The 26,949-nt window shown below is 35.2% G+C and carries 23 protein-coding genes and 1 riboswitch; of the genes, 16 read left to right on the forward strand and 7 right to left on the reverse strand.

Annotated elements, in window-relative coordinates:
• Positions 1-102: 102 nt before the first annotated feature.
• The 8 genes from ACFFIS_RS08120 to ACFFIS_RS08155 all read left to right on the forward strand — a co-directional run bounded on the left by ACFFIS_RS08120 (position 103) and on the right by ACFFIS_RS08155 (position 9,151).
• A complete protein-coding gene (locus ACFFIS_RS08120; RefSeq protein WP_320380931.1) occupies positions 103-900 on the forward strand; it encodes an alpha/beta fold hydrolase in 798 nt (265 codons plus the stop codon).
• Between the two features lie 412 nt (positions 901-1,312).
• Positions 1,313-1,825 (forward strand): GNAT family N-acetyltransferase, encoded by a 513-nt coding sequence (locus ACFFIS_RS08125; RefSeq protein ID WP_390186916.1) that lies wholly within the window; start codon positions 1,313-1,315, stop codon positions 1,823-1,825.
• Positions 1,826-1,991: 166 nt separating this feature from the next.
• On the forward strand, positions 1,992-2,360 hold the full coding sequence (locus ACFFIS_RS08130) for a hypothetical protein (RefSeq protein ID WP_320380932.1): 369 nt from the start codon (positions 1,992-1,994) through the stop codon (positions 2,358-2,360).
• A 1,169-nt stretch (positions 2,361-3,529) separates the two neighbouring features.
• Positions 3,530-4,231, forward strand: coding sequence for a response regulator transcription factor (locus ACFFIS_RS08135; protein WP_320380933.1), 702 nt, complete (start codon positions 3,530-3,532; stop codon positions 4,229-4,231).
• 2 nt (positions 4,232-4,233) lie between these two features.
• Positions 4,234-5,250, forward strand: a complete 1,017-nt coding sequence (locus ACFFIS_RS08140; RefSeq protein WP_390186918.1) for a sensor histidine kinase — start codon at positions 4,234-4,236, stop codon at positions 5,248-5,250.
• Positions 5,251-5,319: 69 nt separating this feature from the next.
• Positions 5,320-6,084, forward strand: a complete 765-nt coding sequence (locus tag ACFFIS_RS08145) for an ABC transporter ATP-binding protein (protein WP_390186919.1) — start codon at positions 5,320-5,322, stop codon at positions 6,082-6,084.
• Positions 6,074-8,086 carry an FtsX-like permease family protein gene (locus ACFFIS_RS08150; protein WP_390186920.1) on the forward strand — a complete coding sequence of 671 codons (2,013 nt, stop codon included), beginning with the start codon at positions 6,074-6,076 and terminating at the stop codon, positions 8,084-8,086. The genes ACFFIS_RS08145 and ACFFIS_RS08150 overlap by 11 nt, the downstream gene beginning before the upstream one ends.
• Before the next feature lie 423 nt (positions 8,087-8,509).
• A complete protein-coding gene (locus ACFFIS_RS08155; RefSeq protein ID WP_320380939.1) occupies positions 8,510-9,151 on the forward strand; it encodes a Fic family protein in 642 nt (213 codons plus the stop codon).
• Between the two features lie 235 nt (positions 9,152-9,386).
• On the opposite strand, the gene ACFFIS_RS08160 is transcribed toward ACFFIS_RS08155, so the two are convergent.
• A complete protein-coding gene (locus tag ACFFIS_RS08160) occupies positions 9,387-9,569 on the reverse strand; it encodes a hypothetical protein (RefSeq protein WP_320380941.1) in 183 nt (60 codons plus the stop codon).
• Positions 9,570-9,682: 113 nt separating this feature from the next.
• Between ACFFIS_RS08160 and ACFFIS_RS08165 the strand changes: the two genes are divergently transcribed.
• The 4 genes from ACFFIS_RS08165 (at position 9,683) to ACFFIS_RS08180 (ending at position 11,991) form a co-directional block, all read left to right on the forward strand.
• Positions 9,683-9,988: a PadR family transcriptional regulator gene (locus ACFFIS_RS08165; RefSeq protein WP_320381529.1), complete on the forward strand. Its 306-nt coding sequence runs from the start codon at positions 9,683-9,685 to the stop codon at positions 9,986-9,988.
• 17 nt (positions 9,989-10,005) lie between these two features.
• Positions 10,006-11,199: a chromate transporter gene (locus ACFFIS_RS08170; RefSeq protein ID WP_320380943.1), complete on the forward strand. Its 1,194-nt coding sequence runs from the start codon at positions 10,006-10,008 to the stop codon at positions 11,197-11,199.
• A gap of 455 nt (positions 11,200-11,654) precedes the next feature.
• Complete coding sequence (locus ACFFIS_RS08175) at positions 11,655-11,885, forward strand: nitroreductase family protein (RefSeq protein WP_390186922.1); 231 nt, start codon at positions 11,655-11,657, stop codon at positions 11,883-11,885.
• Positions 11,809-11,991, forward strand: a complete 183-nt coding sequence (locus ACFFIS_RS08180) for a nitroreductase family protein (RefSeq protein WP_390187108.1) — start codon at positions 11,809-11,811, stop codon at positions 11,989-11,991. Before ACFFIS_RS08175 ends, ACFFIS_RS08180 begins: the two co-directional genes overlap by 77 nt.
• Positions 11,992-12,417: 426 nt before the next feature.
• Here ACFFIS_RS08180 and ribH read toward each other — a convergent pair whose 3' ends face one another.
• The 6 genes from ribH to ACFFIS_RS08210 all read right to left on the reverse strand — a co-directional run bounded on the left by ribH (position 12,418) and on the right by ACFFIS_RS08210 (position 17,276).
• Positions 12,418-12,885 (reverse strand): 6,7-dimethyl-8-ribityllumazine synthase, encoded by a 468-nt coding sequence (gene ribH / locus ACFFIS_RS08185; RefSeq protein WP_390186923.1) that lies wholly within the window; start codon positions 12,883-12,885, stop codon positions 12,418-12,420.
• Positions 12,886-12,910: 25 nt separating this feature from the next.
• On the reverse strand, positions 12,911-14,104 hold the full coding sequence (locus tag ACFFIS_RS08190) for a bifunctional 3,4-dihydroxy-2-butanone-4-phosphate synthase/GTP cyclohydrolase II (RefSeq protein ID WP_390186926.1): 1,194 nt from the start codon (positions 14,102-14,104) through the stop codon (positions 12,911-12,913).
• 49 nt (positions 14,105-14,153) lie between these two features.
• Positions 14,154-14,804 (reverse strand): riboflavin synthase, encoded by a 651-nt coding sequence (gene ribE / locus ACFFIS_RS08195; RefSeq protein WP_390186928.1) that lies wholly within the window; start codon positions 14,802-14,804, stop codon positions 14,154-14,156.
• A complete protein-coding gene (gene ribD, locus ACFFIS_RS08200) occupies positions 14,789-15,904 on the reverse strand; it encodes a bifunctional diaminohydroxyphosphoribosylaminopyrimidine deaminase/5-amino-6-(5-phosphoribosylamino)uracil reductase RibD (RefSeq protein ID WP_390187099.1) in 1,116 nt (371 codons plus the stop codon). The genes ribE and ribD overlap by 16 nt, the downstream gene beginning before the upstream one ends.
• Positions 15,905-16,031: 127 nt before the next feature.
• Positions 16,032-16,180: riboswitch (FMN riboswitch) on the reverse strand.
• A gap of 309 nt (positions 16,181-16,489) precedes the next feature.
• Entirely contained in the window at positions 16,490-17,110 is a 621-nt protein-coding gene (locus ACFFIS_RS08205) for a DedA family protein (RefSeq protein WP_320380946.1), read from the reverse strand.
• Between the two features lie 25 nt (positions 17,111-17,135).
• On the reverse strand, positions 17,136-17,276 hold the full coding sequence (locus ACFFIS_RS08210; RefSeq protein ID WP_320380947.1) for a hypothetical protein: 141 nt from the start codon (positions 17,274-17,276) through the stop codon (positions 17,136-17,138).
• 799 nt (positions 17,277-18,075) lie between these two features.
• On the opposite strand from ACFFIS_RS08210, the gene ACFFIS_RS08215 reads away from it, so the two are divergent.
• The 4 genes from ACFFIS_RS08215 to tnpA all read left to right on the forward strand — a co-directional run.
• Complete coding sequence (locus ACFFIS_RS08215) at positions 18,076-18,528, forward strand: hypothetical protein (RefSeq protein WP_390186931.1); 453 nt, start codon at positions 18,076-18,078, stop codon at positions 18,526-18,528.
• A 441-nt stretch (positions 18,529-18,969) separates the two neighbouring features.
• Positions 18,970-25,533 carry an NPCBM/NEW2 domain-containing protein gene (locus tag ACFFIS_RS08220; RefSeq protein ID WP_390186932.1) on the forward strand — a complete coding sequence of 2,188 codons (6,564 nt, stop codon included), beginning with the start codon at positions 18,970-18,972 and terminating at the stop codon, positions 25,531-25,533.
• 363 nt (positions 25,534-25,896) lie between these two features.
• Positions 25,897-26,394, forward strand: a complete 498-nt coding sequence (locus ACFFIS_RS08225) for an LURP-one-related/scramblase family protein (protein ID WP_320380957.1) — start codon at positions 25,897-25,899, stop codon at positions 26,392-26,394.
• A 290-nt stretch (positions 26,395-26,684) separates the two neighbouring features.
• The coding region (gene tnpA, locus ACFFIS_RS08230) for an IS200/IS605 family transposase (protein ID WP_390186933.1) at positions 26,685-26,949 on the forward strand (265 nt) is incomplete at its 3' end.

A 26,949-nucleotide genomic window follows, 5' to 3' on the forward strand; every position in this document is an offset into this window, starting at 1 on the left:
TTTCGCTATGGGTATGTGTTAAAATAAACTTATGAAGTATAATTTACGAGATCGATTTTCAACAAACTGCCCAGATTAAGGAAAGTGGGGTGAAAAGTAGCTGTGGAAGAAAAAATAATACATACAGAAAATGGGGATATATATTATAGGATTGGTGGCAATAAAAGTATTGATACAAAATGTGTTGTTTTTGTACATGGTATGACTGCTGATCAAACTATGTTTGAAAAACAAGTTGATCATTTTAGTAAAGAATTTAAAATTATCACTTTAGATCTTCCTCTTCATGGAAAGTCCCGTCATTACACGGATTTTACATTTTCAAATATTGTAGAAGTACTAAAAAAAATATTGGTTCTAGAAGATGTAAGTAAAGTTATATTAGTAGGTCAGTCTCTAGGGGGCTATGTTTGCCAAGAGTTTGGAATCCGTTATCCTGAAAAAGTAAAAGGCTTTGTTGGAATTGATACAACTCCTTTTGGACATTATTACTATCCGAAATGGGAAAGATTTATTCTATCCAAAATAGGTTTGCTATCGTCTATGTTTCCTTATAAAACTTTAATTAAAAGTATTTCTAAAGGTGCAACAAGAACTGATTATGCTTTTGATAATATGTATTCTTCCGTTTCTAAACTAAGCAAAGATGAAATTATTAATATTATGAACTTAGCCTATAAGGAGTTACTTAAGAGAACAGAAACAGTTAATTTCAACTTTCCAGTTTTATTAGTGATTGGGGAAAAAGATAATACAGGAAACGTGAAAAAATATAATAATAAGTGGGCAACTCAGAGTGGATATCAATTAGTTATAATTAGTGATGCTGCTCATAATTCGAATGTTGATAATTACAATGAATTCAATAATGTATTAGCTGACTTTTTAAACCGTTTGTAAAAAGTAACTGATTTTCATTTATACAATCGGGCGCGATTGTTGCAGATCAAAAGCCTAATTCCTCGATAAAATGTAGAGAGGAGTTAGTTTTTTTGTGGTACATTCTTATTTACTGTAATCAATTGTCATCTAACAATTACATTGTATTTTTCCGCTTGATTTAATGCGTTAAACATATGTCCTTAAAGTAAAAGTATTGATGTTAATGGATTTTTAGTAGTTTACTCTTGATAAAGTCCGACTCCGCCGATGGAAGACATTAACGTTATAAAGAGATTAGTAGATGCTGGAAAGTTATATTTAAAAGGGAGAAATCACTCCCTCTTTTCTTCATGATATGTTTGTATTTGTCATTTAATAAATTTGATAGTATGATTGTCGCATAAAAAATTAAATGTAAGGGGTGGGCATTTTGAAGATAATCGAGACGGAACGATTATACCTTAGGGAGTTAAATTTGGACGATCAAAACGAATTATCGAAAGTGCTTTCTGACCCAGAGTCTATGCAGTATTACCCTCATCCCTTTAACCAAGAAGGAGTTAAAGATTGGATCAAATGGAATGTGAGAAATTATAAGCAATATAATCACGGACTATGGGCAGTTGTTTTAAAAGAAGAGGATACATTTATTGGTGATTGCGGAATAACAATGCAGGATATTGATGGTATGAGGCTACCTGAAATCGGGTTCCACATTATTAAAGAGTATTGGAATAAGGGATATGCCACAGAAGCAGCGTCTGCTTGTAAGGAATACGCATTTAATGTTCTGGGCTATTCCGAAATATTTTCATATACAACTTTAAAAAATATTCCATCACAAAAAGTTGCGGAAAAAATCGGGATGGAAACTTATAAGTTTTTTGAAAAGAATGATGAACAACAAATCGTTCAAGTTACATACAAAAATAAAGCGCGATGAATATTAGGAATTCATTAGCTGTTATTCTAGAAAAGGGCCAGATTTGTTGAGGAAACAATTTAGCATTGTGAAACTTTACACTTAAACTAAAGAAGCGGAATCCTTGAAGAAGGAGTATTTATTTGTTCAAAGAGTTTATTTGCAGAAAAGATTTGGGGGTGCTTTTTTGAAAAGGGTATTAATGTTAATTTTACTTGTTGCGATTTTGGGAGCTTGTAGTCAGCAAGAGAATGGTACCTCTGGAGAAAGACACGAAGGTATCATTGTTGACATTGAAAAGGATACTTTTGATGAAATAAAGTACATCGTAATATCTTTGCCAAGTGTTAAAGACATTGATATATCGAGTAAAACAAGAGAGGAACTAATTGAACTTGCACAAGAAAATGATGGTGTGTTCTACCACCTCAACCAAGAAGAATATGAAGAATTAGATTTAGAAATAGGCAAACGAATTGTTGGCTATTATAGTGCTGTTGGGGATTCAAATCCACCTGTATTGTTTACCGATAAAATAGAGGTATTTTCACAATAGTTATGATGACTTTATTAAACAAACGGGTGCGATTGTTGAACATCAAAAGCCTAATTCCTCACCAAAAACATGTAGGAATTAGGCTTTTATATCCTACGTTATTTTAAATCTCCTAATTGGTAAATACGGTGGCAATAGGTGGCAAGTTCTGTGGCAATCACCGGTAAAAAAGATGACACAATTGGTACATTTCCTTGGCCGTAATCATGCATTCAACTAACATCTATCGTTTGGTTCAAATTGGTTCAAGTAATGTCACTTTCAATCCTTTTTCATACACTTTTATCCATATAACAATTCCCAAAACGTTGATATAAATGGATTACGATGTATTCAATAAACTTAGAATTCATCTGTATATTTTCTGTATATTTCTCAAAACATTAATCTTAATAAAAACATTGATATATCAACGTTTGCAGGCTATCTCATTTATGGTGAGATAGCCTGTTTTTGTTCGAAGAAAAGTTAGTGAATGTAAATTGAATGTAACCTTTTATTGGAGTAAAATTCCATATCTTTTTGCAATGGTATTCTTAGCTCTTTCCATTATAGCAAGCGTCTAAAAAGCTGCTAATTTTTTATTTACTCAGTTGGTTTGTTAGTTTGAATGTACATTTGCCATTTAATAAATGTAGGTTTTGGTAGTATGGTTATTAAGGTTAATGTATTATTAGAATATAGAATCATTAGATTATTTTGTATTCACAAAAATGCCCGTAGTTTGCTTAACTAACGGGGCAGTATTGTTGAGGAAGGGCAATATCATAAAAGTTTTTCATAGTTTGGGTATAAAGCATTGTTAGAGAATGGGTTTTCTTTAATCATTCCTTCAAGAGCAGGATATGCAGGTATATCAAAGGAAATAGGAGAAAGCATATTTACTACGTATGTGTATTATATGACATGGAAAAAGGCACAATTTCCGCTATTTTATACCGAACTCAACCTGTAGCTAGAAGTTGTCTCATAGTATTAATGTACTACTTGTACTTATTTTCGGTGCCTGTACTGTTTTTATCTTCAATAGTTTTACAACTAGAGATAGTGCAATTGAACCTACCTTCCACTGGAAAAACAGTACATACTAAGTTGGTTGTGAGGGATTGTAGAGTAAATAAGCCAAGAATCCTTTGGATAATTGGCTAGCAATAAAGAAGGGATATATTATGGGGTACAAAGTTATGTTAGTAGAAGATGATTTACAGTTAAGTAAGCTGATTCAGGAAAACTTGGAACGTTATGGTTATGATGTATATAAACCAAAAAACTTTTTTAATATAGTAAATGAGTTTATAAACATAAAGCCTGATTTGGTTTTGCTAGATATAAATTTACCTTATTATGATGGCTTTTTTTTATGTAGAAGTTTTCGTAAGCAGTCTAATGTTCCCATTATTATTATATCTGCTCGCAATCAAGAATTGGATCAAATTATGGCAATTGAGCTTGGAGCAGATGATTATATTACAAAACCATTTACATTTGGTTTGCTACAAACAAAAGTTAAATCAATCATCAGACGAATATACGGGGAATACTCCACATTGGATATTACAAATACTTGTGTTGGTGAACTTTGTATTGATGGTAAAATGCTTACATTAACCTTTCAGGAGAAAAAAGTTGAACTCAGCAAAAATGAATATAGGCTGTTGAAAAAGTTGATGGATAATTATGGTGATTTTGTTTCGAGGGAGGAGCTAATAGAAGAAGTATGGGACTCCGTTACATTTGTTGATGACAATACATTGACCGTAAATATCAGCAGAATAAAGAACATACTTTATAGATTGGGGTTTGATGATATTATAAAGAGTAAACGAGGTGTAGGTTATATGTTTTATAATCCTACACTCATGAGGGATTAAGAATGTATAGTATAATATTTAGGAAGTTTATAAAAGATAGGGCCTTACTAATTTGCTTTTATATTATCAATATGGTTTCCGTCATTGCCTTTTTTCATTTAAGTGAACCACGAAACAAAGAGTTTTTTTACCCGCTATCTATTGGAATGTTTTTATTAATTTTATATTTAATCATTGACTGGTTCCGTTATTATCAAACAAACCGAGCAATCGAGCAAAAGTTAAGAAATCAATATGTTGAAATAGAGCCACACACGGAAGAGCAGAAAGCATTTCAACGCTTGCTGAATAAAAATATAAAGGAACATACGGGAAGATATAATAAAATGAGAGAGCAAAATAAAGAAAGGTACTATTTTCTCTCACATTGGATGCATCATCTAAAAACACCAGTATCCGTGATTGAATTAATTGTTGAGAAAGAAGTGCTCAATCCAGAGTGCCTAACGGAAGCATTGGAACTAATAAAACGGGAAAATAAGCGACTTCATACAAGTATTGAACAAGGATTAACAATGATTAGGATGGAGAGCTTTGAAAATGACATGGAACCACGAGCGATTGATCTTGTTGGTTCTTTAAGAAAGATGATTAACAATCGAAAGCATGAATTCATTTATAATCAGCTATACCCTTCCATTGAGTTTGAGGACGCATCAACTTTTGTCATTACTGATGAAAAATGGAATGAAATCTTATTGGACCAGCTTATTTCAAATGCTATTAAATACTCTTATACCCGAGGTGGGAGTAAAAAGATCTTCTTTCGTATTGCTGATGAAGAAGGAAATATTACATTATCAATAATAGATGAAGGAGTAGGAATTCCTAAATACGATATGGATCGAGTATTTGAACCGTTTTTTACTGGGGAAAATGGTAGACGAATCCGAAACTCATCTGGAATTGGTCTATATCTTTGCAAAAAAATTTCAGAAAAGCTAGGACAAACGTTAACGATTCAATCAGAAGTGTCAAAGGGAACAGAAGTCCAAGTAAAATACCTTACAAAATTGTAAGGTATTTTTAGTATAGACGATGGATGGTTTAAGCTACTTAAATTAATATACATAAAGGGAGGGTGAACCATGGATATACTACAAGCGAATCATTTAGTGAGGTTATATGGAGATGAGGGAGAAGCTGGTTCTGTGAGAGCTTTAGACGGTATCAGTCTTTCAATTAATAAAGGAGAATTTCTTGCCATCATGGGGCCATCGGGAAGTGGGAAAACAACCTTATTGAATTTATTAAGTGGAATTGATAAACCTACTTCAGGAGAAGTGATTATTTCTGGGAATGAAATAAGTAATATGGGTGGTGATGAACTTGCGCTTTTTCGCAGAAGACGACTTGGATTTGTATTTCAGGAGTTTAATTTGTTAGATAGCTTAACTGTCAAAGAAAATATTATGTTACCTATGATTTTAGAGAAAAAGATTGCTTCCTATATGGAAAAGAAGGCACTTGAGATGATGAACTTATTTAGGATAAAAGATATAGCTAATAAATATCCTTATCAAATATCTGGAGGGCAGCAACAAAGAGTAGCAGTGAGTAGAGCACTTGTAAATGAACCAGATATTATATTGGCGGATGAACCAACAGGAAATTTAGATTCTAAATCATCTGCGACAATCTTGGAATGCTTTGAGAAAATAGTAACAGATTTTCAAACAACTATTTTAGTTGTTACTCATGATGTATTTGCTGCAAGCTACTGTAATAAGGTCACCTTTATTAAAGATGGAAGAATTCATTCGCATATAGTGAAGAAGGGAACTAGGAAAGAATTTATAGATCAAATTATGGATAGTCTTGCGATTTTAGGGGGAGAAAGCAATGACATTTGAGCAACTTGTGTGGAAAATGGTAAAGGTAAATAAAAGGAAGTATATCTTTTACTTTTTATGCAATAGTTTTACTGTCATGGTCTTCTTTATGTTTTCAACAGTCTTTTTTAACGATAAAATAATTGATAATCCACAGTTTCAGCAAGGGATGAACGAAATACTAATCATTCCAGCGGTAGCGTTGTTTATTTTTACAGTATTCTTTATTAGTTACGCTCACTCTATTTTCATTAAAAGAAGGAAAAAAGAATTCGGTCTATTTATGACCTTAGGAATGTCTAATAGTGATCTTATAAAATTAATATTACTAGAAAATGTAGGGATTGCTCTTTCCTCTATTGCTACAGGACTTTTATCAGGAATTGTATTTTCACGTTTATTTTTTCTTATTTTAATGAGCAATGTGGGTATAACAGATATTCCCTTTTATCTTAATGGAATGATGTTTCTTTATACAATCGGGATATTTCTTATTGTTTTTATCGTTGCGATAGGAAAGTCCTTGTTCATGATGAAAACCTATGAACTTGTGAAAATCATGAAGTGGGATCGTATATCTGAAAGTAAGCCCCTTAAAAGTCCAGTTTTAGGTGTATTGGGAATAGCAATTATTTTATTTTCTATGTCAATTCTATATATATTTACTTATGAAAAGAAGTTTAACCTAGATCAGACAATATTTAATCATATATATGACTTGGGGGAAGGCACACCCTTTATTTTATGTACAATAAGCCTTTTTCTTGGTTTATATTTGGCTGTTTCCCGGTTTGGTAGTTTTTTACTTAAATATACTAAAAAGTATCCAAGCATCTATTATCGTAGACTCTTAACTTTAACGAGCATTGACTTTAAATTTAAACAACTTAAATCAACATTTATGCTTATTATTATTATGGCAATGGTGACTATTTTTTATAGCACCCTAACCTTAAACTTTTACTCTAGTGCTGAAAATATAGCGGAAGAACTTCCATACGATATTGCTTTTGTCAAAACGGAAACAAAAAATAACATCTCATTAGATGAACTTTCTGAAACATTTAATAATAACAATCATGTCATACTTGAGCATCATCTTATAGAGACATTTGATTATTTCGAGTTTAACCCCCAATGGAATTTTATGTACAGGTATACGTTTATGCCAGTAGAGAGTTTTAATAAAGTCTCAAAAACGAAGCTTCATATTAGTGAAGGACATTATATTTATTTGATTAGTTCTACTATTTCAGAGGAAAACAGTGATTATACAGAAGGGTTTAATTTTAACAATGGGGAGGAAAACATCTCGTTAGCTTTACAGGATATTGTTATAGAACCGATATTTGATTATCGTTTTCGTTATTATAATGCTGATATTATTTTAGTAAACGAGAGAGATTACGAGATGTTAAGAAATATCTTAGATGTATATCCTGCCGAGATACATTGGCTAGATATAACCGACTGGAAACGATCAGCTGAGGTGGTTAATGAATTAACGAAAAAATTACAGGAAAAAAATCAATTAACTCCTAAAATTGACGAGTATCCTATCGGGCAATTTTCTCCATACTCTGAAAAGGAGTTGTTAGTGCCCGTTTCAAAAGTAAATGAATACAATAGAAATAGAATAGATGGTGGATTAATATTTTTTGTATCCACATTTTTAAGTATCTTATTTTTCTTTGCGACGTTTATTCTAGTGTATTTGAATTTATTTGCGGATATTGAACAGGAAAGAATAAAATATCGAAAGTTATATAAGATAGGAATTACAAAAAAAGAGGTAAAAAAGATGGTTTCAAAAGAACTGAGAATTTTGTTCTTTTTGGCACCAATTATTGGAATCATTTTAAGCTATATATATATTATAACGATTGTTCAAGACGGTGGAGGTATTATGTCTAAACCTATCCTGATTGTAAACTTTTTAACAATTGGAGGTTTATATCTACTCTTGCAAATCATTTACTATCTCTTTGCGAAAAGGAAATATTCGAATGAGATCATAAGTTAGGTAATCTTATCTCTTAAACTTTTTTTAACTATGTATTTACTATAATAAGCACCCTTCGTTAAAAGATTTAAATGTGCACAAGCAGTGAATAATATTAGCAAAATGTATTCAACTAACATCTATCGTGTTGGTTCGAACTGGTTCAAGTAGTGTCAATTCCAATCCTTTTTCATACACTTTTATCTATACGACAATTCCCAAAACGTTGGAACAAATGCTGTCGTATCAACGGCTAGCATGTGCTTTTTGATGCAAATTTGAATATAGCGTATAAATTTACTTTAAAGCACTGGCAGGAATGTCGGTGCCTTTTTGTGTCTTAAAAGTTATTAAGGATAAAAAGTACTAAATTTAACTAATATGTGTATATTAGATACATTAAGATTATTTTATTGAAAAACGATTCTTACTAGGAGCGGTGTGATGTCACCAATCAGAGGAATTAAAAAGTTGCCAGCTAGTGTGAATAAAGAGTTAGCATCAGAACTGTTTATAAAGTTAGCGCTCGTGTCGTCAAATATAAGTAGATTAGATGAAAAACTAAGACATTCTGTTGTAAAAAGTGATTTAGTTAATACACTCGCTTTAAAAGAATCTGTTCAATCGACCAAAATTGAAGGCACTCAAGTTACCTTCACAGATATGATTAATGACAAACATATATCTAAACAAAAAGCAGAACATAGAGAAGTTCTAAATTATCGTAAAGCGTTAGCGCTTGGACAAGAACGAATTCAAAACGGCTATCCTCTTAAAACTCGTCTCATTTTAGATCTTCATAAGGTGTTGATGAAAGATGCTAGGGGGACGCATGCAAGTAGTGGAGAGTTTCGAAAAGTTCCTAATTGGATAGGACCCACAAAACGATTTGAAGATGCAGTTTATGTTCCTGTAGATGCTGATGAAATTGAAAACCATATGGAGAATTGGGGAATTTTCGCTAATAAACATCCTTATGGAGAAACGATGGATACCACTCATCTTTCGAAAGATGAATTTATTTTAGACGAAACTACTCATCCTTTATTAAAAGTTGCGATTCTTCATGCTCAATTTGAATCCTGAGTATGTATAAAACAGATGCTTGTATTTCTCAAAACGTTAATCACTTTGTTAATATACCAACATTTACAGAGCCTTTTTGGTTCAAGTTAGTTCAAATTAATATTAAGACATCAGCATTTTGCTGATGTCTTTTTAGGTTCTCCCTGTAACTAGCTTTAATACCTCGCCAAACGCTTCTCTTTTTTTCTTCCGGCTCTTCTATAGGGTTATAAGAGTAATTTAGTATTACCTAGTCTTAAAAAATCACCAGTGAGTTCATATCGCCTGTATCAATGGAAAAACTAGCCATATCCAACCGTTTCCCTTCATTGTCTAATCTCGATATTCTAAAGATAAACTTTTGCTTATCCTCATCTTGCAGATATATATCTGAAAGCAATCCTTCAAAAATTACGAAAATAACGGTCAATTCATTCACACATCGGTACTCCTCCTGTTGAATCGCTAAATAAAATATGTTACCTTAATATCATCTATAATGTCGAACTCCGATATTGTATTCCGATAATATGGCGATAAGAGGTGAATAAACTGGAAGATAAAATACTAAGAAAACTCTTCTTGGGTTTTATACAAATACATATTTTGCATCATGCTATGGAACATCCTATCTATGGTGCTTGGATGCAAGAAGAACTGCAAGAACACGGATATGAAATTAGTTCAGGAACCTTGTATCCAATTCTACACAGTATGGAAAAAGATGAACTTTTATTAAAAGAAAAGCGAAACGTAGAAGGGAGAATAAGGAAATATTACACGGCAACTAGCAAAGGTGAAGAAGTTTTCAATCAAGCTAGGGCAAAGGCTTATGAATTATTTAAAGAAATTAAATAGTTAAAGTTGGTGAAAATATGAATGAAAAAAAGGACAATAAGCTAAAAACTTGGCTAGAAATCTTAATAGTTTCTGTTAGACTTGGACTAACTTCATTTGGAGGACCTATCGCACATTTAGGTTATTTTCATGAAGAATATATCCGAAGAAGAAAATGGATGGATGAAAAAAGCTATGCAGACTTAGTTGCCCTTTGTCAGTTTTTACCGGGTCCTGCTAGTAGTCAGGTTGGAATTGGTATTGGTGTCATGCGTGGCGGAGTATTAGGAGGAATCATTTCGTTTCTAGGCTTTACACTCCCGTCCGTCGTTGCTCTTATTATTTTTGCCACCTTTCTTCATACTTTTGGAATAGAAGATGCGGGATGGATTAGTGGATTAAAAATCGTTGCTGTTGTAGTTGTCGCACATGCAGTCTTAGGTATGGCTAAAAAGTTAACTCCCGACCTTCAAAGAAAAGCCATTGCATTATTTGCATTGGTCGTCACTTTACTATGGCAGACAGCTTACACACAGATAGGTGCCATCTTAATAGCGGGGATTGTTAGTTTTTATCTATATCGACAGGAAACTATTCAGGAGGAACAATCGGAAGCCCATTTTCCTATTTCACGTTGTTTAGGATATTCTTGTCTAACCTTATTTTTTGGTTTGTTGATCTTTCTTCCTATACTACGTAACCTTACATCAATAGAATGGATTGCTTTTTTTGATAGCTTTTATCGTTCTGGTTCTCTTGTATTTGGTGGGGGGCACGTTGTTTTACCTTTATTAGAACAGGAATTTGTTCCTACTGGATGGTTAAATGAACAGGAATTTCTAGCAGGATATGGTGCTGCTCAGGCAGTTCCTGGACCACTATTTACGTTTGCAGCATATATTGGTGCGGTGATTAACGGCTGGAAAGGTGGTCTGCTTGCTATGTTCGCAATCTTTTTACCAGCATTTCTTCTTACTCTAGGCACATTACCATTTTGGGATGCCTTGAGGAGTAATCCTAAAATAAAAGGTGCTTTAATGGGGGTAAATGCCTCTGTTGTAGGTATCTTAATATCTGCGCTTTATCATCCAATTTGGACTAGCTCAGTTCTTACACCAATAGATTTGGTGCTAGCAGCAATCCTATTTAGTATGTTGGTATATTGGAAATTGCCACCATGGACTATTGTGGTTACAGGTGCAGCAGGTGGATTGTTAACGTCGTATATATAGAGGAATGAATCTAAAGCAAATCGATTTATTCTAAAATAAAAATCAAACTAGAATTGAAAGAAACCATTAAAAATATGTCTTTGAAGAAAAATAAAAACGATTAGTAAGGTGAGGTTATCTCTAACAAGAAAATGTCATCGTAAAGGCCATTCCAAATTAGGGATGGGATAGCCTTTCTCAACCTTTTATTCAATTACGCCAGATTGTGGGAGGTTCTTGATGGCTAAGTCAATTTGTTGAGCTTGTAAAGGGGAAAGATACTCCATAGCACAAAGGTAGTTATTTCCTTAATAGACTGACTACTAGATGTCAATTTCTACTAATGTTATAAGTAAACTACGACCCATATAAGTGATGCCGCAGAATTCCTTCTATTTTGTGCGGATTTAAAACGCCTCGAGGTTACCGGTAAGAAGCACGGTATTGTCATTGAACATGATAATCTAGAAAATTTCTTGATCGCAACCATCGATACTGCTCTTATAGCTCAAAATGTCATCACCGCAGCGGAATCACTTGGTTATGGCGGCTGTTATATCGGGGGTGTACGCAATAACCCGGATCCTATTAGCAGGATTGTAGGCCTACCTGACAAAGTGTCTCCTCTATTTGAATTATGCTTGGGCATCCCAACTGAAAAAAACAGAAGTAAAGCCAAGCCTCCCGTTGGATGCTATTGTTCATGAAAATCAGTATAACGAGGAAAAGTACGAAAAGCTACTTGATGACTATGATCAGACATTGGGCATCTATTATCAACAACGTTCTTCTCATAACAAACAAACTACATGAACTAAATCCATGACTGAGTTTATGAAGGAAAAAGGAAGAGTGCACATGCGAGGGTTTGTTGAGAGCAAAGGTTTTCATTTGAAGTAAAATAAAAACATTCGATGCTTATTTCTAATATGAACTAAATACTTCAACCTCTAACTTTAAGTTTAGACTTGTTATAGCTTTGTCTGCATACAAGCGTGTTGATTGCTTAATGAATATCGGGCATATCCTATCATTATACGTTGTATGCGTAGACCGACGAGAGACACAAAACTTCTGAACAAAAAAATGACACAAAAGCCTTTTTGGACTTTTGTGTCAAAAAGTGTTTTTTTAAACAACAGAAATTTGATAGGGTTTATGGCTGTCTTCTTAAAGTTAATCAATATTTACTAATGCTATGCATATTTATTTACAATATATTCTTATGTTTATATATCTTTAGTTAAAGTCTTTGTAAAGGTTCCCCATTTCTATTGCCCCTACAGCTGCCTCATAGCCTTTATTCCCTGCCTTTGTACCAGCGCGTTCTATGGCCTGTTCAATTGACTCTGTTGTTAGTACACCAAACATAATAGGTATTCCACTTTGTATTCCTAGATTTGCTACCCCTTTTGCAACTTCACTGTTTACATATTCAAAATGTGGTGTAGCTCCTCTTATTACTGTTCCTAGCGCAATAATTGCGTCAAAGCTACCCTGATCTGCTAATTTCTTTGCTGCAAGTGGGATTTCAAAAGCTCCTGGTACCCACACGACTGTCACATCTTCCTCATTAACTCCATGTCTCTTAAGAGCATCTCCTGCCCCATCCAGTAATTTGCTCGTAATAAAATCATTGAATCGAGAAACTACAATTCCGATTTTCAAACCTGTACCAACTAAGTTTCCTTCGAGTACTTTTTTCATAATCATATATCTTCCTTTCCTTCGTTTAAAAAGTTAATAAATGTCCGAGTTTTTCTTGTTTTATTTTTAGATATTGTTTATTTTCCCTCTTTAGTGGCATTTGTAGAGGAATCCTTTCGACTATCTCCAAACCGTATCTACTAAGGCCTGTCATCTTTCGAGGGTTATTCGTTAACAAACGCATCTTTTTCACACCAAGGTTACGTAATATTTGGGCGCTAATCTTATAATCGCGTAAGTCAGCTTGGAAACCTAACTTATGGTTAGCTTCCACGGTGTCGTAGCCTTCTTCTTGAAGTTTATATGCTTTTAGTTTATTGATGAGCCCAATTCCTCTTCCTTCTTGTCTCATATAGAGAAGGATGCCTTTCCCTTCTTGATTAATTTGGGAAAGAGCAGCATGAAGTTGAGATCCGCAGTCACAACGGTTCGAGCCAAACACATCCCCTGTTAAGCATTCTGAATGTACTCTTAATAGAACAGGTTCATCTGCATAAATTTCCCCTTTTACAAGTGCAATATGCTCCTTGTTATCACTTTTACTGGTAAAACCGATAGCTTTAAAATCCCCAAATTCAGTAGGAAGGTTAATTTCCACTTCTCTTTCTATTAATGTGTCATGCTCGAGTCGATATGCTATCAAATCTTTGATGGTAATTATCTTTAGATTGAACTTTCTTGCAATCTCTTTTAAGTCGTCAACTCGTGCCATTGTTCCATCATCATTCATGATCTCACAAATCACACCTACTTCTTTTGAGTTTGCTAGTCGCGCTAAATCGATGGCAGCTTCTGTATGACCGGGACGTTGTAACACTCCACCTTCCTTTGATAGAAGCGGGAATATATGTCCGGGTCGTCTGAAATCACCTGGTAGAGTCTGTTCATTAAGTAATTTTTGAATGGTCAAAGCTCTCTCAAATGCACTAATACCTGTTGTCGTTTCAATATGGTCAATACTAATAGTAAAGGCTGTTCCGTAACTATCTGTGTTAACTTCTATCATTGGTTTAAGTTCTAGGGTATCTGCAATTGATTCAGATATTGGTACACAAATGAGCCCTCTTCCCTCTTTAGCCATAAAGTTAATCATTTCTGACGTTGCAAACTCACCTAGCCCTACAAAATCTCCTTCGTTTTCACGGTCTTCATCATCACAAACAATAATAACCTTACCTGATTTTAAATCTTCTAATGCTTCCTCTATTTTATGGAACATCGCTTCTATTACCCCTTCCTATTGTTTCGTGTAGAAGATTATCTTCTGTTTACATAAATCCGCTTTCTTTGAGAAAGTCTATTGAAATACTATCTTTATAATTGTGTGAAGCCTTCCTCTCAAAAAAGGAATATACATATTTTCCAATCATATCGAATTCGATATTAACTTTGTCTCCTACATCTTTCAAACCAAGAACACTTTCCTTTGCGGTATGAGGGATGATGGACACGGTCAATGTAGTAGCAGATACCCCAAATATGGTTAAGGAAGTGCCGTCAATTGCGACAGAACCTTTATATAGCGAAAGATGATTGAATTCATTAGGATATTGCATGTAGATATAGATAGCATTTTCCTTTGTTTCTCTTTTGGAAATTTTTCCAACAGTGTCAATATGGCCCGTAACAAAGTGACCACCGAAACGACCATTAGCGTTCATAGCTCTTTCTAGATTAACTAGTGAACCTTGTTTCAACTCAGAAAGTGAAGTGCTGTGAAAGGTTTCCGGCATAATATCCAAATAAAATGAATCATGATTAAAATTCGTTACAGTTAAGCAAACGCCATTCACTGAAATACTATCTCCAAGTGTTATATCTTCTAGGACCTTCTTTGCTTTAATATTCAGGACGAGTGTGTTCCCATGGGGTTCTATTCTTTGAATGGCCCCTAATTCTTCAATTATTCCGGTAAACATTCTTCATTTTCCTCCCTATGAAGTGGTTTTGCCGTAATTTTAATATCCGGCCCTAACTGTTTGATTTCTGTAAAGTGTAGTTGTTTTCCTAATTTCACAAGACTAGGACCTATTCCTCCAACAAATGAAATAGCATCCTTGCCACCAATAATTTTTGGTGCAATGTAGGTAATAATTTGTTGATAATTATTTTCCTCAATAAATGACGCATGAATTTCCGATCCGCCTTCTACAAGGACAGAAATAAGCTTTAGGTCACCTAGTTTTTTCAAAACTTCTTGCAATGAGATGGCTTTCCTGTTTTGAGAAATAATTGTTACACCAAGTCTTTCAAGTTCTATTTTCTTGTTTAAATCAATCTGGCTTCCTGTAAAAATGATGGTTGTCGCAGAACGATCTTGCACAACATTTGCAGACACTGGAATTTTTAAGTTCGTGTCCAATACAATTCGAATGGGATTTTTTCCACCACGGGGTCTTCTGGTGGTTAAAAGAGGGTTATCCTGTAGGATGGTATGATTACCTACTAGTATTGCATCATGTTCGTGACGAAGATGATGTACATCTTGTCTTGATTCAGGAGAGGTAATCCATTTACTGTCACCTGAATTTGCTGCTATCTTACCGTCTAGTGAAATGCCTGCTTTAATTGTTACGAATGGAGTGTTTGTTTGAATAAAATGAAAAAACTTTTCATTGAGCTGCATCGCTTCTTTTTTACATAAACCAATCTCAACCTCAATACCTGCTCTTGTTAACTTCTCAACGCCTTTGCCTGCAACAAGAGGATTTGGATCTAAAGATGCTACAAAGACCTTTCGAATACCTGTTTTAATAATAAAATCAGCGCACGGAGGTGTTTTTCCATGGTGATTACACGGCTCAAGCGTCACGTACATAATGGCTCCCTTAGCAGAGATTCCGGCTTCGTTTATAGCATGGACTTCTGCATGGGGAGTGCCAGCCTTTAAATGCACGCCGGTTCCCACCAATTGGCCATCCTTCACTAACACGGCACCTACACTTGGGTTAGGACTCGTTTGACCTAAAGTAGAACGCGCTAGTAAAAGTGCGAGGTTCATATATTCACTATCATTCATTTCAAAAAGATACTCCCCTTTCGTGATTAAACTCTCCATACAAACAAATCTCCCTTACTAATTTTAGTAAGGGAGAAAAAAAGCAGTAACAAATAAACGTCAAAAAGCAGTACTTTTGAACAATTTGTTTTTCCTTCTCCCATCCAGACTTTTACTGTCGGCTTTGGAATTTTACCAAATCCACCGTATTCATAATATGTATGAATACGGGTTGCGGGCTAAGAGGTGTACCTCATCACCGCCGGTTGGGAATTACACCCGACCCCGAAGGAAATCCTATTGAATTACAGACGATTATAGCAGAGCTAATTCGTTTGTACAAAAATTTTGTTTGCTGATTTCTATCAATCAATGAATATCTTTTACGACATGATTTTGAATATAACCGGATTTAATGGCTTTATTTGCTAATCGAAATCATTTCTTAAAATCTACTTCATTAGAGCACGTCATAAAGGTGGTACGGTATTGCTTCTTTATCTAATTCACTAATACCTTTTCCTCATTTCATAGTTCTGTAACAGAAATAAAAGCCTTTATGATGGAATAGGACGCTTTATAAAAACGTTTTTAATAAACTTTTGTTTAAAGGCGATTACCGCGATTACCCTTTCGTTTTATAAAGACTATAACGAGAGCAATAATCAATAAAAGTAATATTGCATAAATGACTTTGGAGTACATTTCCATATATAATACAATTACTTCCCAAGAAGCACCAACTGAAGCACCTAAGTATACAAGAACAATATTCCAAATGACAGTTCCTAATGTTGTAAGAGGGAGAAATAATCCCAAATTCATACGTGACATACCGGCGGGAATGGAAATCAAACTACGAATTACTGGAACGAATCGACAAAAGAAGACTGTCCAAGATCCATATTTATCAAACCAATTATCTGCCTTATGAATATCATTTTTTGTTATGCGGAGGATATGCCCATACTTATTTACGATTTTCTCCATCCTTGTTACATCGAGTTGCAAGCCAATGATATATAGAACAATAGCCCCCATAACTGAGCCAGCTGTCGCTGATATAACGACACCTATCATACTTAGTTGAGATGTAGTTGTCATGAAACCTCCAAACGTTAGGATGACTTCGGAAGGTATAGGTGGGAAAATATTTTCAATTGCAATAAGAACCATAATCCCAATGTAACCAAATTCATTCATCATTTCAGTTAACCAATTTTCCATATTTATCTCCCAAGTTTATTTGTTGTTAGTATGTCATTTTAACTAATACAATTCCAGCAATTAACATCCCTATTGCCAATAAGGCGACAAATATATTCGCTGAAATAAGATCTCTTTTATTCAATTCATCATGATTATTGTTAATTTTTTCTTTGCTTTTAGTCATGAAATCAGTCCTTTTCAATTACTTTGATTCCTTGTCATCTTTTATAAATATCTACCGCTTAGGTATTTAATATCGTAATTACGGGTACAAACCAACATCACCCGGATTGATTGTAGTTCACATAAACAAGCGATGGACGCTATCATTATCCCTTGTTGTAGAATTGTATTTCTTTGTATGAATAGATAATAAGTGTCAGGGACCTACTCCTATATAAAAAGGCATAGGAAAAACACTTCTCATCTATTTGTAAATGGAAATATCACGAAGTATAAATATTTAAATATAGCCTGATAAATGGGATTTTTAATGTATTAGGGGAGATAATTAGATTGATGCTGCACTACAGTGAGAAAACCGGCAATTTCTCTAGAGAAAAATGCATGGTTAATAAACTTAAAAGGAATAGATTTTCCTAATAAGGTCTGTGTAGATGTAGTAGGGGGAAATAGAACTTCAATCTGCCACTTTTGGACGATAGTGTGGACCGATTCCGTTATTACATCAGAATTTGTAATTTTACTAACCATCGAGATAACGGGTTCATCTGTAGGATTAAGGGAATACTGTGCCATTTTTTCTGAAGGTCCTATGAATACCGAGAAAGAAATCAGTATTAGTAGCATACTAGACAACAAACACCTTTTCATCAACACCAAACCTCCTTTCATTCTGAATTCTATAGTATTATATAATAAGCATATATACAATATTTTTTTAATATTAAAGCTAGCTATATTGAATCTTTACTAGAAAATAATATGGGCATATCCGGTACTAATAATAGGAGGGAGAAAAGGTGAGGCTATATCCTCATGAAGTTATCGAATATATGATTGCGGGTGGGATGATTCTTTTCCTGCTTATTATCGCGGCAATTTTATATTGGGGGAAAAAGTTAAAGTTTGGATTTTACATATCAACTGTTGTTTTAATTGGAGTTATAACCTTTTTTATCATTCGTCCATTTTGGATAGAACATCAAATTAATAAGAAATCCATAGCTTTAGAGGAATATTTGCAAGCGCAATATCCAGATACTACTTGGACTATCTCCGCAATCAATTTTCGAGGAAATAAAACACAGAATCCGTATTATTTACTTGTAGAATTTTCGGATGACCCTGGCAATATCTATTATTATTATGTATATAAAGATGGGTCGACAAAGCAGATGGGCGGAGAAAGTGGCGGGTCCTTTTTATCTGATCAAAAGTATTATGAACCGGATGAGGATGTACCCTATCCATAAAGTCATCGCCTATAAGACCCATACCTCCATATTTGTCGATAAATCTATATAATTCAAGAACGTGACATCAGACCTATTTATTTTTATTGATTTTTCTAAGTAAGCACTAAAAGCCTATTATACAAAATGTGTAATTCATTATTTTTATCCTACTATAATTTAACTTTATGACTGATAAATCATTTTTATATGCAATAATGCCGTATCAGCATTGCTTCATCATAGGCTATAAGCACTATTGTAAAATACATACAAGCCCATTATAATTATAGCGCATTCTTAGCGACCCCCCATGAAGTTTAGGGATTTTAGGAATGTGTCAATCAGTTACCAGGGAGTACACCATTACTTTTTGTCTAAAAGGTAGACAAAGTAAATTACTCTCCATAAGGGTAACTTTTTTTGTGTACTCCTTGGGAAATTCTATGAGGAGGAATAGGTATGAAGGTAGTTGCGGCTGCAGCTATAGCGGCCATGTTATTGACTGGTGCAAATGAGCCAGTTAATGCCTTAACGCAGGACTTTAGCGTTAAGAGTTTGACGATGCAATTGGATGATGAAGGAGGTGTTAAACAATCCAATCAAGCAATCGTACAGAAGTTTCATCTATATAACAGTGATTTACTAGATGACTATAATAAGGAATTTAAAATGAACATGGATAATATCCAGTCGATTACGAATAACGGTGGGGACTATCCAGGATCACCACTTAAAAATGCCATTGATGGTGATATGAACACGCACTGGGAAACAGGAAAACCTAATAGCGCCATATTCTCTAATGAGGTTGAATTTACGTTAAATAAGACAACAACATTAAATAGAATTGTATATACTGCTAGACAAACAGGTGCAAAGGGGAAGGGGTTTGCCCAAGCGTTCGATATCTATGGTTCAACAACAGATACTGGCGATGATTACACACTTGTCTCAACAGGTTCATATTTAGGTTCTACGGGAGACACCATAGAAATTCGATTTGAACCGACTACATTTAAACGTCTGAAATTTGTATATAAAGATGTGCATCAAGAATGGGCAAGTGCAGCGGAATTTCAATTTTATCAAGAAGATATCGTTTCTGAAAAGATGGAGCAATTATTTACAGATGACACGTTTAGCTCCGTCAGTAAAGAGTTTCGTACAATCGAGGCACTAGACAAACTAGAAAAGGAAGCGCAAGGTCATCCGCTATACAAACAATTTAAAGAAGATATTGATAATGCGAGGATTTTATTAAATAGCTCCAAGATAACAGCCACTACAGCTGAAACAAAGGCATTTAATTATTATGCCAATGCACCATATACGCAGTTATTTCAGATGGATTACGAAAATATCAAAAGTATCCGAAATAACGCGGGACACTACAGTAGCGCTGTAATCGAACATGCTGTTGATGGTGACTTACAAACTTATTGGGAAACGAATAGGGCCAATGCGAATGACTTCACAAATGAAGTGGAAGTAGAATTTAAAGAAGCTGTGGAAGTCAATCGACTTATATACGGCGCCAGGCCATCAGATAATAAAGGTTTTGCTGAGGAATTTGAAATCTATGTTTCCCAAACGTCTAAAGGGGATACATATCAACTTCTATCAACCGGAAAACATAAGATAGTAAGTGGATTAGTAGAAGCAAAGTTTAAACCAACTACAATGAAGCGAGTTAAATTTACGTTCAAGAAATCAAATCAGAACTGGGCTACTTTATCTGAACTAGCATTCTATAAGGAAGACGTTGTAGCAGATCAAATAGATGATATGTTTACAAATGGATTAATGAATGAATTAAAGCCAGAATATGATTCGAAAAGTAAAATTGAGCAATTAGAGAAAAAGATTGCAAAGCACCCTCTAGAAAAGCAGTTACAAATAAAGATAGATATCGCCAAAGATATTCTAGATAGCGATCATGAGTCAAAAGAAGTTGTGGTAACCGCCTCTCAGCGGGGAGACTCTGGTTCAACTGCATCGGTGCATCAGATTCCAAGAACTTCATTTTCTCTTGATACGTTTGGAAGATATATAGTACCTGGAGAAACGATTCAAGTATTTGTTGATGCAGATAAAGATGGTATCATGCCAAATTTAGTGTTCGGACAAATAGCTGATGATAAGAATGGCTGGATTAGAAGATATCCATTACAACAAGGTTTAAATAAAATTACTGCACCAAACTTTGAATCAATGAATCCTGCAATAATTTATGTGGAGAATCCGGCTTTACCAAGCGAACAAGCCTATGCTCCTAAAATTAGATTAGTAGGTGGGACTGATTTTCCTGTTTATTATCACGGAAAAACGGACCCAGCTCAGTTTAAAAGGGATTTAGAAAAGTACGTCAAGAATATTAGTACAGATGATACTGATTTTTCTAAGGGAAAACCAAAAGACGTTGTATATAATGTTGCAGAGCTTGTTTCGGAAAATAACACAATTTCAACGAGTGCTGCTGGGGCTTTAAAAGGGATACAGGAATTAGGTTCAACAGGAAAAACAGTTTCCGATACAATGGATGAATGGGAACTAATGTGGAAAGAATTCCAAAAAATAAGTGGTAATGTGGAAGATGACCCAGACCCTAAAAATAGAAACTTCCCCGCGAAGTTTACATCAAGAGTATTTACAAAAGGCCCTTATGGTTGGTCTGACTGGGGTTACACTGGGTATAACGGAGGCGATTCTCCTAAAAGAGATGGTGGTTTCTTTAAACAAATAGTGAAACCGATTAGCTTCCCAGGAAATGACGATTGGGCTTACTACCATGAATGGGGTCATAATATTAATAATTCCATTATGGAACACGGTGAGGTAACAAATAATTTATACGCCGTGATCATGCGGAAAAAGATGAATAACAATTATGATGATCGAGCAGATTGGGATTCCTTATACAGAAGATTCCAAGGTGAAGAAGTAAATCATGGTTTCTTTACTTACTTAGGTGTGCTTTTACAAATCCAGTATTATTATGGAGAAGATAGTTATGGGAAAGCCTCTCGTGTTGCAAGAACAAATCCCGATGGCATTATGGACGGATTAGATAATCATTTACAACGATTAGTCATCGGCTTTTCGGTAGCTACAAAAACCGATTTAACAACATTTTTTGATGACTGGGGATATGTAAAGGCTACTGAAAAAATGAAAGAGAAAGTTGCCCATTTACCTAAACCTGACGTGAAATTAGAATACATGCATAGTTTAGGAAGAGATTATAATGGTACTGGTTTTTCAAAGGATGCAAAATTAACGATAAATACCATAAAAGTAGATACAGAGAATAAACAAAATACGATTACGTTTGGTATAGATAAGACAAATAGAGATGCTGCAATGGGGTATGAGATTTCAAGGGATGGAAAGGTGATTGGCTATACAACTAGCACCTCCTTTGTTGATGACGATATAGATCCGAGTAAATCTTATCTTTATGAAGTGGTAGCTTACGATAAAAAGTTAAATAGTATACAACCTGAAAAGGCGAATTCAAAAAAACCAAACTTATCTGTAGAGGAATTTGTAACATTAAAATTACGACAAGATTATGATCCCATGGATTATGTCAAAGCATCCTCGTATTTAGGTGATGATATAACACAGGATGTAACGGTAAAGTCAAATAACATCGACATTACCAAAAGGGGAAATTATAAAGTTGTTTATGAAGTGAACAATGGAGGAATAAAGGAAACAAAAACCGCCAATGTAACGGTGACAAGTGATTATACCTATCTCTCAGATATAAATGAAAAGTCGGCTGAAATTGAATGGGGTAGTCTGAAAAAGGACTTATCGCCTGCCGGTGGTGCAATTACACTGATTAGACAAGGAATAGATGTTACCTATCCAAAAGGAATCGGTGCACACGCGAACTCGGAAGTTGTTTACGATGTTCAAGGAGTAGGTTATGACTTTTTTGAGAGTTACATTGGCATCGATCAAGCAGTAAAAGGCCAACCTTCCTCGGCAACATTTGAAGTGTGGATTGATGGCAAAAGAGAATTTACGAGCGGTGTATTTAAATCAGATACGGAACACGAGTTTATTCGCGTCCCTGTTACAGGTGCTAAAGAGATAAAACTTGTTACGACAGATGCAAACCAAAATGGAATTGCTTCGGATCACACAGTATGGGCTGAGGCTAAATTCACTTTAGAAAGTAGTAAACCAAAACTTACGATACCTCCATCTGTTGCAACGAAGGTCGGTGTTCCAATCGATTTGGATGACACTTATGAAGCAAAAGACCCAGAAGATGGTGATTTAACTGACGCTGTAAAAGTAACGGGTATCGAAAAGGTAAACTTCGATGTGCCTGGTAAGTATGAGATTATTTATTCTGTAACAGATAGTGATGGTAACAAAGCATCTAAAAAGAGAATCGTTTCTGTAGTTGATATGGATAACTTTACTTATTTATCTGATTACGATTGGATACATACTGAAAATAATTATGCTGGACCTAACAAAGATGTTTCAATAAGCAGTAATCCATTGAGGCTAACAGATAAAGATGGTAATGAAGTAGCTTACAAGAAAGGTATAGGGGCACATGCTAACTCCACCATTGTTTATGATTTAACAGAAATCAAAGCTGCTTATCTTAGTTCTTATGTAGGTGTTGATCGCCAAATGTACGGTACCATTGGCTCGGTCGTGTTCCAAGTGTACGTAGATGGACTTAAAAAGTTTGATAGTGGTTTAATGAATTCTAAAGATCCACAAAAATACTTTGAGGTAGATATTAGTGGAGGAAAAGAATTAAAAATAGTCGTTACGGACGGTGGTAATGGTAATGGGTCTGACCATGCAACATGGGGAGATACCAAATTACATTTTGCTGGTGAAGAGCAAATTACCACAATGGTAGATCCTGTAAACAGTAAGAGTAATCAAGTGACAGGAATAACGAAGCCTCATACAACTGTAACTGTAAAAGATGAGGTAGAAACAAACCTTGGCGAAGCACCAGTTGATGAAGCAGGATACTTTGAGGTTGAAATACCAGTACAAGCTGCTGGAACAAAATTAAAGGTAATTGTTTCAGATAAAACTGGCAAAGTATTGGATGAAGTAGTTGTAGAAGTAATAGAGGCCCCGGAAATAGATGTAACAGTGCTAAAGAAACTGATTGACCATGCAAAGACATATGAAAAAGAGAACTATACGAATGCATCCTTTGCCCACTTACAAGATGCGATTAGCCATGCGGAAGAAGTGGCAGAGAATGCGAAAACACAAGAAGAAGTAATAGAGGCAATAAAACAATTGCAAGCGGCAATTGATGGATTAGAGAGAATCCCGGCTCCTGATCCAGAACCAGAAGTAGATATAACAGAGTTATTAAAGCTAATCGAACACGCAAAAATATACGATAAAGCGCATTATACAGATGCATCCTTTGCCCACTTACAAGATGCGATTAGCCATGCGGAAGAAGTGGCAGAGAATGCGAAAACACAAGATGAAGTAATAGAGGCAATAAAACAATTGCAAGCGGCAATTGATGGATTAGAGAGAGTCCCGGCTCCTGATCCAGAACCAGAAGTAGATATAACAGAGTTATTAAAGCTAATCGAACACGCAAAAATATACGAAAAAGTACATTATACAGAAGCATCATTTACGCAATTAGAAGATGCGATTAGCCATGCGGAAGAAGTGGCAGAGCATGCGAAGGCACAAGAGGAAGTAATAGAAGCAATGACGCAATTGCAAGCGGAAATTGATGGATTAGAGAGAATCCCGGCTCCTGATCCAGAACAAATAGACATAACAGAACTCGAAAAACTAATCAATCATGCAAAAACATATGAAGAAGCGCATTATACGGAAGCATCCTTTGCCCACTTGCAAAAGGCAATTAGTCATGCAGAAGAAGTAGTAGAAAATGCGGAAACACAAGCAGAAGTAACAGAAGCAATAACACAATTGCAAAAAGCACTAGCTGGATTAGAGAGAATCCCGGCTCCTGATCCAGAACCAGAAGTAGATACAACAGAGTTAAGTAAATTAATTGACCATGCAAAAACATATGAAGAAGCGCATTATACGGAAACATCCTTTGCCCACTTGAAAAAGGCGATTAGTCATGCGGAAGAAGTAGTAGAAAATGCGGAGACACAAGCAGAAGTAACAGAAGCAATAAAACAATTGCAAAAAGCACTAGCTGGATTAGAGAGAATCCCGGCTCCTGATCCAGAACCAGAAGTAGATACAACAGAGTTAAGTAAATTAATTGACCATGCAAAAACATATGAAGAAGCGCATTATACGGAAACATCCTTTGCCCACTTGCAAAAGGCGATTAGTCATGCAGAAGAGGTAGTAAAGAATGCGAAAGCACAAGAAGAAGTGACAGAAGCAATAACACAATTGCAAAAGGCACTAGCTGGATTAGAGAGATTAACAGAGCCAGAGCCAAGTCCAGACCCAGGTCCAAGTCCGGAACCAGCACCAGACCCGATTCCAAACCCAAGTCCGGAACCAGGTCCAGCTCCTAATCCGGAACCAGGTCCAGCTCCTAATCCGGAACCAGGTCCAGCTCCTAATCCGGAACCAGGTCCAGCTCCTAATCCGGAACCAAAACCGGAGCTTGATACAACGGTGCTAGAAAATATAATTGCCAAAGCAAAATCTTATAAAAAAGAGAACTACACAGAAGCATCATTTTCTTCATTGCAAAAGGCAATAAGTCACGCTGAAAAAGTGATGGAGCGTGCGAAAACACAAGGTGAAATAACGGATGCAATCACACGGTTGCAGGCAGCGATTGCTGGACTAGATTTAAATGATTCCGAATCAGTTCTGGAAGTTGAACAACAACCAACTCAACTAGACGGACCATCACATAATCAACAGGTAGATGGAAAAGGCGAATCTATTAATGGTAGTAAAATACCAAATACAGCAACACATATTTATGATTCATTATTCCTTGGTGTATTATTCCTTGGTCTGGGGACGCTTTTAATAGCAAAAGGACGAAGCGCTTAACGATGATTTAATTGACTGTTATAGTAATAAAATAGTAGGGATTAGAATCCCAAATTAGATGGAAGGCGGCATCCAATAAGGTTTGGATGCCGTTTTTTGAACTTTTAATTTCATAAAGTCCAGTGTCTTATAATCGACATTATGAATAGGATATATTCTTGACTTAATATGTCTAACTTATGAAAACAATTTGTAAATGGCTTATAATAAATAAAGGTTAAACTTGTTTTGTTTTCTATTTTGAACAAATAAGTGAAGGTTCCGTTTAAGTAATAAGTTCGTAACGCTAGGATATATAAATTCATTTTTATCAACAGGGAGTGAGCCTTGTCAAAAGGGAAAAATAATAGCAGGAGGTACCATATGCGAGAACTTTTTATAAAACAAAAGGTATTCAGTTTAAAAGAAAAATTTACGGTGAAAGATGCGGAACAAAATGACGTCTATTATGTTGAAGGTAGCTTTATGAAAATACCAAAGTCATTCACCATTATGAATGCGGCACGTGAAGAAATAGGGCTTGTGACCAAAAAGGTGTTCAGTTTTTTACCGAAGTTTTCCGTTGAAGTAGACGGCCACGAAGTCATTACGATTAAAAAGGAGCTTTCTTTCCTAAAAGCCCGTTATTCTATTGAAGCGGCAGGCATAGATGTCCGGGGGAATTGGTGGGATATGGATTTCCAAATTTTCCAGCGCGGAGAAGTAATCGGTGAAGTGAGCAAAAAATGGTTTACTTGGGGCGATAGTTACAAAGTTCAGATTATGAAGGAGGAAATGGAAAAGACATTGATTGCGCTCGTTGTTGCCATCGATTGTGTAAAAGCTGATCAGGCGGCCACTTCCTCCGCATCTACAACATAAGTAGGTAGCTAGTTTATAGGAAGTATAGTAGAGTGTGTGCTTAAAAATGCAGCTTGTACGCTTAGTGGTAATCAATTATTAAAAGTAAAACGGAAGCAATCATAAAAGGGTACTCATTACTATTTAACGTACTTCCGAAAGAAGTCTCCCTCTTCAAGCGTGTGAAGGGCGTAGCCCAACGGTAAGTGGGAGATGAATTTCGGTTGGGTGACAGCCCAAAGTCTTTTTCTTTTGCCTCTTTGCTCAATATGGTATAATCAGTCGTATAAAGTGTAGGAGTTTATATTGTAATGGAGTTGGACAGTAATAACCATTCGGTGTTCTCGATGTATTACCATCTTGTGTTAGTCGTAAAGTATCGAAGGAAAGTAATAGATGATACTATTTCAGATTATGCTAAAGATAAATTTGTGTCGTTGAGTGAAAAATATAATATCACATTAGTTGAATGGAATCACGATATTGATCATATTCATATTTTGTTCAAAGCACAACCCAACAGTGAATTATCGAAATTCATCAATGCCTATAAAAGTGCCAGTTCAAGACTTATCA

It is taken from the genome of Paracerasibacillus soli (assembly GCF_042432965.1).
Lineage (GTDB): Bacteria > Bacillota > Bacilli > Bacillales > Amphibacillaceae > Paracerasibacillus > Paracerasibacillus soli.